Raw genomic sequence first — 11,978 nt, forward strand, 5'->3', positions numbered from 1 at the left:
TGTCACAAGTATCTGTAGCAGGGGTGATTTTGTTAAAAAGAGGGTTTTGACACACCCTCATATAGTATAGATTAGTATCTTTTCTTACGTGCATTACGGTCGGATGTTTCCCGTCTCCAGGGTTTTTCACCGTTACGTCTGTCGGTTGTGCTGCCGCTGAAGCCTCCTTCGCGTTTGCCTTTATAACCACCGCCACTTTTGTAACCGCCTCTCGAACCGCTACCGCCTCCGCGTGTGTTACCACCGCCACGGCTGAATCCACCGCTACTGCGGCTGCTTCTGCCTTCACCCTTGCTTTGTTGGGCCGGTTCAACGGAAATACGACGTCCTTCTATTTCGAAACCGTTCATGTTATCCATTACACGTTGTGCTTCACCATCTTCTACTTCGAAGAATGAGAAGTTGTCGCGCAGGTCTATTTTGCCGATACGCACCTTTCCCGGAACACATTTGTTGACCAGTTCGATCAACTGGTTCGGATACAGGCCGTCTGCTTTTCCGAAGTTAAGGAAGAAACGTGAATAACCTTCTTCAGCAGTGAAAGTACGGCGTTCTCCCCGTTCACCACGTTCTCCCCGCTCGCTACGAGCTGAGCGTTCATCTACATCCTGGATTTCATCGGCATCTTTATAGTAGTCGATCATACGGTTGAACTCCAGGGAAACAACACGTTTGATGATGTCTTCCTTATCCAGCCATTCCAGTTTGCGGTAGATCTGCGGCATCAGGGTTTCGATTTCCTCTTCGTTTACCTTTACCTTTTCGATCTGGTCGACGAGGTTGAAAAGCTGCTTTTCGCAGATATCGTGTCCGCTGGGCATTTCGCCTTTCTCAAATTTCTTCTTGATGATATTCTCGATCAGGCGGATCTTTCCTTTCTCCTTTACGTGACAGATGGAGATAGATATACCTGTTTTTCCGGCACGTCCTGTGCGTCCGCGGCGATGAGTATAGGATTCCACTTCATCGGGTAAGCCGTAGTTGATAACGTGTGTCAGGTCGTCCACATCCAGTCCGCGGGCAGCCACGTCGGTAGCAACCAGCAGTTGAATGTTCTTTACACGGAACTTCTGCATCACGTAGTCACGCTGTGCCTGGCTTAATTCACCGTGCAGTGAGTCGGCGTTGTAACCGTCCTGTATCAGTTTGTCGGCAATTTCCTGTGTCTCTTTACGGGTACGGCAGAAAACAATACCGTAGATGTTCGGGTAAAAGTCGGCTATACGTTTCAGTGCAAGATATTTATCTCTTGCCTGTACCATATAGTAGATATCTTTGATGTTCTTGTTACCTTCGTTCTTGTTGCCGATTACGATCTCTTTCGGGTTCTTCATGTACTTCTTCATGATGCTTGCAATACCTTGTGGCATTGTAGCGGAGAAGAGTAACATATTACGTGCCGGCGGAACTTCTGCCAGGATAGCATTGATGCTATCGGTGAAGCCCATGTTCAGCATTTCGTCTGCTTCGTCCATGATGACGTTCTTAATCGTACCCAGATCTACCGTTTTACGGTTCATCAAGTCTAAAAGACGTCCCGGAGTGGCTACAACTACGTGTACGCCACGTTTTAAAGTCTTTATCTGACTTTCAATGCTCGATCCTCCATATACCGGCAGCACCTTCAGGTTGTCAATATATTTGGAGTACTCATTCAGGTCGTCTGCAATCTGCAGACAAAGTTCCCTGGTGGGACAAAGTATAAGTGCTTGAGGCTGATATCTTGTCACATCAATCTTTTGCAGGATGGGCAGACCGAATGCGGCTGTTTTTCCTGTTCCTGTTTGTGCTAATGCGATTACGTCGTTGTCTTCTCCCAGCAAGAAAGGAATCACTTCTTCCTGTACCGGCATGGGTGATTCGTAACCCATTTCTTGAATTGCCTTCAGTATGGGGGCGGCAACTCCTAATTCTTCAAATGTTTTCAAAATGTGATATATGTGTATATAATAAATTCAGAGGGTACAAAGGTAGATAAATAATTCGGATTCACATTAATATAATAAAATATCTTTTAATGCTTCCCGTTTCTTATCGGTCAGGTGCAAGCCTTTTGACAGATATTTGTCTACCGAACCGTAATCTTTCCGGATCCGTTTCAGAACCAGGTCGATCAGCCCTTCGTTGACAGTGACCAGAGTCGTGATCGTTTCCTGTGCATTCGTACTCAGGTCGCGTGCCATGTAAGCCAAATGTCCGATGTTGATATTCTCGTTGGAAGCCATATAGTCTTTAACTATTGTATCTTCCGGTATTCCGAGGGCGAACAATAACATGGCGGTCAGGTAGCCTGTACGGTCTTTCCCCATCGAGCAGCTTATCAGGATCGGATAATTATCCTTCTCCAGAAAAACGTCGAGCGCTTTGGCATACTGTTCGCTGTAATCGGTCACATATTGTAAATAGGTATCCTGCATAAACAAGATCCCGTCTCCTTTACGCATACGGTCTTCTTGTATACGTGTGACTACATTATCCATATTCTTGATGGGAATAGGAATACGAACAACATTTGCGTTGGAATAACGTAACGGGTTGACCGCTACTTCTTCATTTCCACGCAGGTCTATAACCGTTTTAATGTGCAGATTGTTCAAACGGATAGAATCCCATTCACTCAGGGAGCTGAGTTGTCCGGAGCGATAGACCTGCCCCCAGCGGGTTGTTTTGTGATTATGAGCGGTTCCGTAACCTCCGATTTCACGTACATTCTGTATACTGTCCATTCTTACGGAACGGGCTCCGACTGTTTGGAAGTATTTGTCGTTGAAAGACAGCAGGAAGTATTTACGCGACATATTGTCGTTGGTAATGTAGGTGAAAACGCCGTCGTTGATGTTGGCGTATCCTGCCGGAAGAGATTTGTTGAATGATTCCGGATTGTCGGATACATACATTTTTAAGATCCCGTCTATCTGTGGGTCTGTCTCCCATTTGATGATATAATTTCCTATACCATCACGCAAGCAGATCGTCCGTATTTCAGGGTTGTTGGACGAACAGCCTGCTAATAGTGTTACACAAGCGAACAGTGATAATAATCTTACAAACATTGTTTTTCTAGCATACATACATTACAAAGATAATAAATCCGGCTCTTTATGGTACCAGAGTTAATGATATTTAAGACTACCGGCTGTATGAGGCCGCGAATTCTTTAGAAATGTAATTGTCGTAGCTCTGGCATACTTCAGAGGCAAGATCCATACCGCAACGGATCACTTTTTCCCATGCTTCTTTACTCATCGTCGAAAGATCATGGTATCCGATGTTATATTTTAATAATCCATAGATGATACCGGCATTGAAATTATCACCGGCTCCTATGGTGCTGACCGGCTGGATGGGAGCGGTATCGAAATGTTCTTCCAGTTTGCTTGTATAGAGATTTACGCCGCCGGCTCCATGAGTGGAGATAAAACGGTCGCAATAGAACTTGATATGATCCGTATAAATACGCTTTGCATCTGTTTTTCCGAAGATATTGAAGAAATCTTCATCCGATCCGCGTACGATGTCTGCATATTCCAGATTATCCAGGATAGTAGGGGTGAGGTAGATTGCCTCATGTGCATGTGCCTTGCGGAAGTTCGGGTCGTAATAAATGATGGCTTTCCGTTCTTTGGCATATTCCAGAAATTCAACCATCCGTTCCCGTAAAACCGGATTCAGCGAATAATAAGAACCGAAGATAAAAATATCGTCCTCATTGATAACCGGCAGTGGCACTTCCAGGCGTTGTTTGGGATAATCTTTGTAAAAAGTGTAATTGGCATTGTTCTCCTTATCGAGGAAAGCCAGTGATATAGGACTTTTCCCGTCGGGGAAACGGTCAACGAACTCCGTAGAGATATGATTTTCTTCCATAAACTGGCGGATAATATCGCCGACACGGTCGTTTCCGACCTCACTGATGAAAGAAACCGGAACGCCCAAACGTCCTAACGATACGAGTCCGTTAAAGACTGATCCGCCCGGAACGGCTGTATGCGGCTGGTTATTCTTGAATATAATATCGAGAATGGTTTCCCCGATGCCAATAACTTTTCTCATATATAATGGTTTGTTTATTGTCTATTCGTTCTTGCTTTGCTCACGGCTTTTCGATCCGAGATAACCGCCGTGGTGACGCTTGGCATAATCTTTATTGTTGAAGTTGATCTTTTTCATTGTGCCGACTACCAGGATATCTCCGATCACTGTCATGACAGTTGTGGAAGTAGTGGGAGTGAGGCCCAACGGGCAAACTTCGGCGGGTGCTCCGGTAAGTAGTTGCACCGTAGCTTCTTTAGCCAGGGGACTGTCGGGATTGCTTGTGATAACAATGAATTTCATGTCGGGTACCAGTCCGCGGGTGAGGTCTACCAATTCTACCAGTTCGCGTGTTTTCCCTGAATTAGAGATCAGTAGCATGATATCGTTGTTCCGTACGATTCCCAGGTCACCGTGTTGTGCTTCGCTGGGGTGCAGGAAAGAAGTCGGCGTCCCGGTGGAACTGAAGGTCGTGGCGATGTTCATTGCAATTTGCCCGGCTTTCCCCATTCCGCTGGTGATCAGTTTCCCGCCCAGTTCATGAACATGTTTTACAATAAGGGTTACAGCTTCTTCATAGCCGGAGCTAACGGGAATATTCAGGACTGCTGCAGCTTCCTGCTGCAGGATGCTTGCGATTGCTTCGTGTGACATAGCTACTTTTGTTTGTTATACAATTATCTCTAACAGTTTGCAAAAATACTATTTTAATCGGTTGGTTCGACAGGTATTCCTATTAATATATTGTTTTCCCGATCTTCTCCCTTCCAACCGAAGTATACAGACGGTTTTGTCAAATAGATATATAATTCCCTGTTTTTAGAACCGTATGATACGTTAAAAAATATTACCTATGCAACTATTTTCATTTACCCGGTATAGAAATCAAAAATACATGGTAGGGTGATTACATTTTGATAGTTGGAGATTCTATTTTTTTTCCATACAAAGTATCGTTTTATGGTTATCGAATGAAAGAAACATAATTATCGAATGAAAAGAACACATATATGCTTTATTCATTTGGTATATATCAAACGAATAAATGATTGAATGGAAATATTATGCAGAAGCGATACTTTTCGAAAAGGTTTATGGGACATTTAATTGGCGGATTTGATTGTTCGCAGGTGAAGAGTGGTTGAATTTCTAGTAAAGAAATCGAATTTATCCAAGTATGGTCTAATATAAAATTATATATTTGCCGTAAAACTGGAATACCTGGTCTAAACGCTTTGAAAATGAAACTATTGATACGTGTTTACTGCATAATTATTACGATTGGTCTATGTTCTTGCCATTCAGGGCAACTTAAAGAGGTTTTATCGCAGGCGGAAAGTCTGATGGAAAATGATCCGGATAGTGCATTTGTGTTGTTATCCTCTTATTCTGACCCGGAAAATTTGAGTAAGGCAGATTTTGCTGCTTTTCAACTGATGTATACGAAGGTTAAAGATAAATCTTATATGGATTTATCGGGTGATACTGTAACCATATTACAGTCATTGATATATTATAAAAAACACGGTAATACATCTCAAAAAGGGTGGTCCAATTATTATGCCGGTCGTGTATATGAACAAGCCGGAAAACTGTTTGAGGCCGGGTTGTACTTTCTGAAAGCAGCGGAATATGCGGGAGAGATATTGGATCCTCTTTTGGGGATGATGGCGAATTATTATTTGGGAGAGTTGCACGATAAGCAATATGCTTTTGATAAATCGCTGGAAGCTTATAAAAAGTCGTATGCTATTTACGGTCAAACTCCCGGAGAGAAATATACGGGGGCATTACTACATTCGATAGGCTCTGAATATGGGATAAACGGTAAAAGAGATAGTGCCTACTATTATTTGGAAAAGGCATTGGAGATAGCTCGCGAATGTAAAGATACAATGGAAATGGCTGCTATATGTAATGATATAGGGCTTTATTTGCATGAGGATAGCCAATATCCAAAAGCAAAATGTTATTTGCAGCAATCTTTATCTTTAGAGAATGATGGCGATTGGTTGATAACTCGAAAGATTACTTTAGCGAAAATTTATGCATATTTGAATGACCCCGATTCTTCATTTCTTTTATTGAATGAAGTGAAATCTGTTGTGGAAGAATTGGATGATATAGAATTGCGGGCTGTTTATTATTCAGCTTTAGCTAAAACAGAAGCTGCAAGTAAAAACTATGAATCGGCATTTTTTTACCAGAATCGATATGTAGCCTGTGTCGATTCTGTTTATCAGCTTCAACGTAAAAGCTCGTTAGCGGAGGTTGAACAAATCTATAATTATCTAAAATATCAGGAGGAGAATGAAAAATTGCATACGGTACAGCACCGTGCTATTGTAATTGGCTGGATTATTTTGAGTCTATTGTTAGTTATTTTTCTTGTTATTGGCGTGATGAAATGGAAGAAAGAACAAGATTTATCGAAGGCGGAAGATACGGTAGATGTTTTGCGAAAGATGGAAAAGATAAATCAAAGTAACTGCAATAATGATGCAGCTGGGCAAATGGAATTATCCGGCTATTCTGATGAAGAAAAAGATATGATGGTAAAAAAAGCATTGCTTATGCAGTTAAATATCACGAAAGTCTTGTCCCAACTGGATGAAAAATCGGAGAAAGAGCAATCTTTTCTTGAAAGGTTTAATAGTTTGTTTTATGGAGAGCAGCATACTCTTGAGATTGATTGGAATGAACTTTATTTGCTTGTTGATTTATTATATAATGATTTTGCCGGTAAACTGAGAAACCATTATAGCAAAATTTTGTTGGAGAAAGAGATTCAGCTTTGTTGTTTGCTAAAAGCGAATATGGATACTACGGAAATAGCTTGTGTAATGAAGCAAAGCATCAATACGGTTCGTACTCGGAAAACCAGTATACGGAAAAAATTGAAAGCTCCGGATGGGGCTGATATCATTATTATTTTGGAGGAAGGGATAAATAGTGAGAGTTAAAATTGTTAATATATTGTCATGCGTCTGTTAAATATTAACTGTAGGAAATAGAATATTGATTTTTTATAAATAGATGCATGTGTACATATTGATTATTAATACATAATAAAATTGGAATATTAATAGTATAGAATTAATATACCTTCAAAAAGGATTTATATAGGTTTGCGGTAGATAACTTTATTGCATTGAATCAAACAAATAGCAAGTTATGAAAAGAAAAATGATTGGTGTATTGTTAACTATTGTAATGATTTGCAGTATGACTGTGAAAGCAGATCAGGTGGAGATAAGAAGAACAAAAAATCAGGGTGGAGTTCGCTCTATTTTGTTGGATATATCTCATCTTACGGTTAATTTGAATAATAATGTAATCCATGTTGATTTTCTTATATTATTGAGAGACGTCAATATTTCTATTGTAAATTTGGAAGGTAGACAGGTTCATCAACAAGTCGTTTCTCCTCAGACTTCTTCAGTCGATATAAACTTGAGTGGAGAGGGGACAGGAACATATACGATTTATTTTACAGATGCGACAGGTGTTTGTTTGAATGGGGTATTTGTAGTGTCTGATTAACTTATAAAATTCAATATTTATGAATAAGAGCATGTTTACCTTTCAATCATTGTTATTGAAGATTGTGATGATTACTTTTTTTAGTATTATGTTTTTTCAGTGTAAGACGGAGGAAGATTTACCGGAACCGGAAAAGCCTAAACCGGAAGAAGAAGTACCTGTTATTACCAAGGCCGCTTTTGATGATAATTTTGAGTGGGATCGATTAGATAAATATCCGATTTATAATCCTAATATCGGAAGAATTGATAATATAGAACTACCCTGGGCTAAAGGATCGACAGTTTCGATGGGAATTCCTAGTGAATGGTTAGATCCCAATGCATATAATCCGGTATTCAAAGAACGATATTATTCCAGAGAGAATAATTGGGTATTGGTATATAGTAATATGACGAAAAATACTGCAAATAAATATTTTGCCTTGTATAATACACATATGGGTTTACTTCGTTTTTTTGTTTATGCTTTATCAAATGCTTCAGGTGGCGGTAATAGTAATTCATATTGGGGGATTAGAGTCGATAAATCAACTTCTCTGTTTAATTTTACAACTGAGTTTGCTGAGGATATAACCCGGAAAGTTGCAAACCCATTTTATATTACTACGCCTTCGGGTACAATTATAGGAACAGAATTCGTAGGAAGAGGATATCAGGTCAATAACTGGTATGGTATTGAAGTTGAATGTGCTTATGACCCTTCTATTGTATCTGGCAGTTCATATAATTTTGAGATGGCGGGATGGGTTGTAGATAAAACAACTATAACAGGGGAAGGAAAGACTGATGGCTCGATAACCGGGACGATTGAATTTATGGCACCTTCTTCTAATTTTAACCTTAGTCTTAGTAATATGTTCGGTCAAACCAATTCTAATAAGACAATTATGGCTGATAATGGTGGTATAGTCGAGGGATTGGGCAGCCAGATTGAAGAGGGGATAAGTAAAAATGATTCTTTCTTTAAAGGGTTATGGGGTAATATAAAGAAGAAAGCAATGTCTGGTATTGGAGATGGTGTTAAAAACGGACTACAGGCTATATTTACTTCCGGAGGTTCTGTTGCAGCAAAAGCATTAACAGGGGCTGTTAGTTCGATCTTGGGAATAGGTGGTAGTAAACCTTCTGTTGGTAAAGTAGATTTACGTTTAGCTTCTAATACTACATTTAAATTTGAGGCAGAGAGAACGTTACCTGGGTGGGGAACTGTTTCTCAGTTTCCGGTACCGGGCTGTTCTACCAATACTAGTGACATGCCGATCTATAATAAACCACTTGGTACATGGAATCTTAATAAGACCCCGACTCTAATTATAGAAGGAATTGCGCATGATTTTTATACAGATACACAGCACTTTTATAAAGGTGTTTATAATTTTAGATATTATCTGGATTGTACCCAAAAAGATTTGATCTTAAATAGTGAGATTAAAAATAAAGTAACGATCAGTGGTTTTGATGTGCAGATTGCAGCAGAAGAAAGGGCCCCTTATATATTTGGATCATCGGAAAAAGGTGAATATGGTAGTTACGAACCGGAGCCATTCGGATTGATTGGAAATAAAAAGTATTATTCTAAAATTCTTATCGGAAGACCTTCCGGAGCCAGTTCTGCTGTAAGTGCTTTGTATGGTTCTGTCTTTGTTAAAAATTATCAGACTTCCGAGGAAATAAGGCATGTAGCACCTACTGAGTTTTATCATGGAAGTTTCAAAGCTGTTGTTTCCTTTGATTTAAAAGATAATGCAACGGGGAAAGTTTATTCATTCTCAAAATGGTTTAATATAAAGTTGGGTAGCCAAACAGTTAATTACAAGAAAATATTGGTAAAAGGGGAAAGTGACTGTGTCAGATATGTCAATGAGATTAAGGATTCAGGGTATCCTCCCATTTCAGGATATTATACATGGGATGAATCTAACATAACAAGATAAGACCGATTATAAAGTTTATATATTGGTATCCGGGGAACAGGTTGTTTCCCGGATTTTTTTACCGTTTACTGTGTTATCGTCCTTATTTGTTGTACTTTTGCGGGTCATTAAAGCAAAAAGATACAATGCATTACTTCTCACATATTTTATCTAATGGTCTTCGTATGGTACATTTGCCGATGGAATCACCGGTTTCGTACTGTGGTTTTGCGGTGAATGCCGGAACACGTGATGAAGAGGCGAATGAATTCGGCCTGGCTCATTTCGTGGAGCACATGATGTTTAAAGGTACAGAAAAGCGGAAAGCTTGGCATATATTGAACCGGATGGAGAATGTAGGTGGCGAGTTGAATGCCTATACGACCAAAGAAGAGACTTTTGTTTATTCCATCTTCATGGAAGAGCACTATCAGCGTGCCCTGGAACTGCTGACTGACCTGATCTTCCATTCTCAGTTCCCGCAGCAGGAAATAGAGAAAGAAGTGGATGTCATTCTGGATGAAATCAATTCGTATGAGGATAGTCCATCTGAACTTATCTTCGATGAATTCGAGAATTTGCTTTATGACGGACATGCTTTGGGGCATAATATCCTGGGGGATGAAGCGTCTCTTCTGACATTTAACTCTGAATCCGGCCGTTCTTTTATGCGTCGTTTTTATGCACCGGAGAATATGGTATTCTTTTCGATGGGACGGATTGATTTCAATAAGATCGTGAAAATGGCCGAAGGCTTTTTGTCTGATATTGCTTTTCCGGTAGCTCCGCGTAACCGTATTGTTCCCGGTGCAATTGAACCTTGTGTGAGGAAAGTTCATAAAGATACGCATCAGACACATGTCTTGATCGGTAGCCGTGCTTATAGCATGCACGATGAAAAACGAATACCTTTGTTCCTGCTTAATAATATGTTGGGCGGACCGGGTATGAATAACCGCTTGAATGTCTCGCTCCGGGAGAAACATGGGTTAGTATATAATGTAGAATCGAATGTCACTTCCTATACCGATACCGGATTAGCCAGTATCTATTTTGGTACGGATCCGAAGAATATGGAGAAAGCTTTACGCCTGGTTAATAAAGAGCTGGATAAATTGCGGAATAATAGTTTATCTGCAACGCAGCTGGCTGCAGCCAAGAAACAAGTGATCGGGCAGTTAGGTGTTTCCGGTGATAATAAGGAAGGACTTTTCCTGGGATTGGGGAAAAGCTTCCTGCATTATAACCGTTATGATACGCTTCCGGAGGTTTTTGCCCGTATTGAAGCCCTTACCATAAAGGATATTCAGGAAGTAGCAAACGAGGTTTTTGCTCCGGAACGTTTGTTTAGCTTGATTTACCAGTAACAGCTTTCGGTCTATGATGCTTTTACCAACACTCCGCTTTGTCGGTAAGTTCCGGGATACTGTTCTTATCGAAAACCGGACTTATTATTCCTTTTTGCTTCTGGGCAATATAATCCTTCAGTAAAAGGAATGCCTGGCGACTGAGCAGGGAGATAGCAATCAGGTTGCAAATAGTCATCAGTCCCATGGTTATATCAGCCAGGCTCCATGCCAGGTCAAGGCTAGCCAATGCACCAAACATCACCATTCCACCGACTAACAGGCGATATGTAAACAATACGCTTCTCTTTTGAGTAACAAACCGTATGTTTGCTTCGCCATAATAATAGTTACCGATGATACTGCTGAAAGCAAACAGCAGAATTGCTATGGCGACAAAGATACTCCCCACGCTTCCTACTTCATTGGTCAGTGCATGTTGCGTAAGCTGTACGCCGTTAACTGATCCGTCGAGCGGTGCACCACTAAAAAGGATAATGAAAGCTGTACAGGTACATATAATCAAAGTATCGGTGAAAACGCCTAATGTCTGGATCAAACCTTGTTTTACCGGGTGAGAAACATCAGCTGTGGCTGCTACATTCGGAGCAGAACCCATACCGGCCTCATTGCTGAACAACCCTCGCTTAATACCCTGCATCAGGGCTGCGCCGATACTGCCGCCAATGGCTTGTTCCCATCCGAAGGCCTTATTAATGATCAACTCCAGTACGGCAGGTAGTTTCCCGATATTGAAAAGTACGATGCCCAATGCCAGTGCTACATATCCGAGGGCCATGACTGGAACAATGATACTACTTACTTTGGCAATCCGTTGAATGCCTCCGAAAATGATCAGAATGGTCAATACAGTCAATATCCCGCCAATAATCCTGTGATCGAATCCGAATGCCCCTTCCCACGCAGCACAAATCGTATTACTTTGTACGGAATTGAAAGCAAAACCGAAGGTGATAGAGATCAATACGGCAAAAAATACCCCCATCCACCGTAATTGAAGTGACCCCGAAAAGTTGGACAAGTTATCTACTATATATTTTGATAAAGAGTTCGGTACTGCACCGGACTCTTTCCATTTAATCTGATTTTAATTCTTTTATTGTTATAATAGTCTATATATT

General features: G+C 40.7%; 9 protein-coding genes and 1 pseudogene. 4 read left to right on the forward strand and 6 right to left on the reverse strand.

All coding sequences use genetic code 11. The features are described 5' to 3' along the window. Nucleotides 1-71: 71 nt before the first annotated feature. The 4 genes from M1P97_RS21725 to M1P97_RS21740 form a co-directional block, all read right to left on the reverse strand. On the reverse strand, nucleotides 72-1,871 hold the full coding sequence (locus M1P97_RS21725) for a DEAD/DEAH box helicase (RefSeq protein ID WP_195374521.1): 1,800 nt from the start codon (nucleotides 1,869-1,871) through the stop codon (nucleotides 72-74). Nucleotides 1,872-1,994: 123 nt separating this feature from the next. Continuing rightward, a complete protein-coding gene (locus M1P97_RS21730; RefSeq protein ID WP_249390186.1) occupies nucleotides 1,995-3,053 on the reverse strand; it encodes a tyrosine-protein phosphatase in 1,059 nt (352 codons plus the stop codon). A 76-nt stretch (nucleotides 3,054-3,129) separates the two neighbouring features. Next, complete coding sequence (locus M1P97_RS21735) at nucleotides 3,130-4,053, reverse strand: carbohydrate kinase family protein (RefSeq protein WP_195374501.1); 924 nt, start codon at nucleotides 4,051-4,053, stop codon at nucleotides 3,130-3,132. Between the two features lie 21 nt (nucleotides 4,054-4,074). Next, a complete protein-coding gene (locus tag M1P97_RS21740) occupies nucleotides 4,075-4,686 on the reverse strand; it encodes an SIS domain-containing protein (RefSeq protein WP_195374500.1) in 612 nt (203 codons plus the stop codon). 587 nt (nucleotides 4,687-5,273) lie between these two features. Between M1P97_RS21740 and M1P97_RS21745 the strand changes: the two genes are divergently transcribed. The 4 genes from M1P97_RS21745 (at nucleotide 5,274) to M1P97_RS21760 (ending at nucleotide 10,857) form a co-directional block, all read left to right on the forward strand. Next, nucleotides 5,274-6,995: a tetratricopeptide repeat protein gene (locus tag M1P97_RS21745; protein ID WP_195374499.1), complete on the forward strand. Its 1,722-nt coding sequence runs from the start codon at nucleotides 5,274-5,276 to the stop codon at nucleotides 6,993-6,995. Between the two features lie 211 nt (nucleotides 6,996-7,206). Beyond that, nucleotides 7,207-7,575, forward strand: a complete 369-nt coding sequence (locus M1P97_RS21750; protein WP_195374498.1) for a DUF3244 domain-containing protein — start codon at nucleotides 7,207-7,209, stop codon at nucleotides 7,573-7,575. A gap of 19 nt (nucleotides 7,576-7,594) precedes the next feature. Further along, nucleotides 7,595-9,511, forward strand: coding sequence for a hypothetical protein (locus tag M1P97_RS21755; protein ID WP_249390187.1), 1,917 nt, complete (start codon nucleotides 7,595-7,597; stop codon nucleotides 9,509-9,511). Between the two features lie 125 nt (nucleotides 9,512-9,636). Beyond that, the gene (locus M1P97_RS21760) at nucleotides 9,637-10,857 is read left to right on the forward strand and encodes a M16 family metallopeptidase (protein ID WP_195374496.1); all 1,221 of its coding nucleotides are present in this window, start codon (nucleotides 9,637-9,639) and stop codon (nucleotides 10,855-10,857) included. Between the two features lie 22 nt (nucleotides 10,858-10,879). Here M1P97_RS21760 and M1P97_RS21765 read toward each other — a convergent pair. Together M1P97_RS21765 and M1P97_RS21770 are read right to left on the reverse strand one after the other, a co-directional pair. Beyond that, nucleotides 10,880-11,857: pseudogene (locus M1P97_RS21765) on the reverse strand (alanine/glycine:cation symporter family protein); the annotation flags it as partial. 29 nt (nucleotides 11,858-11,886) lie between these two features. Beyond that, nucleotides 11,887-11,978, reverse strand: a 92-nt coding sequence (locus M1P97_RS21770) for an IS3 family transposase (protein ID WP_249390155.1), incomplete at its 5' end; no start/stop codon positions are given.

It is taken from the genome of Parabacteroides leei (genome assembly GCF_023369805.1).
Classification (GTDB): Bacteria; Bacteroidota; Bacteroidia; order Bacteroidales; family Tannerellaceae; genus Parabacteroides; species Parabacteroides leei.

Bases quoted from the DNA above. Each gene is read 5' to 3' on its own strand.
- M1P97_RS21750 (WP_195374498.1), top strand. From the start codon at position 7,207: ATGAAAAGAAAAATGATTGGTGTATTGTTAACTATTGTAATGATTTGC.
- M1P97_RS21725 (WP_195374521.1), bottom strand. From the start codon at position 1,871: ATGGGTTACGAATCACCCATGCCGGTACAGGAAGAAGTGATTCCTTTC.
- M1P97_RS21735 (WP_195374501.1), bottom strand. From the start codon at position 4,053: ATGAGAAAAGTTATTGGCATCGGGGAAACCATTCTCGATATTATATTC.
- M1P97_RS21730 (WP_249390186.1), bottom strand. From the start codon at position 3,053: ATGTTTGTAAGATTATTATCACTGTTCGCTTGTGTAACACTATTAGCA.
- M1P97_RS21760 (WP_195374496.1), top strand. From the start codon at position 9,637: ATGCATTACTTCTCACATATTTTATCTAATGGTCTTCGTATGGTACAT.
- M1P97_RS21740 (WP_195374500.1), bottom strand. From the start codon at position 4,686: ATGTCACACGAAGCAATCGCAAGCATCCTGCAGCAGGAAGCTGCAGCA.
- M1P97_RS21745 (WP_195374499.1), top strand. From the start codon at position 5,274: ATGAAACTATTGATACGTGTTTACTGCATAATTATTACGATTGGTCTA.
- M1P97_RS21755 (WP_249390187.1), top strand. From the start codon at position 7,595: ATGAATAAGAGCATGTTTACCTTTCAATCATTGTTATTGAAGATTGTG.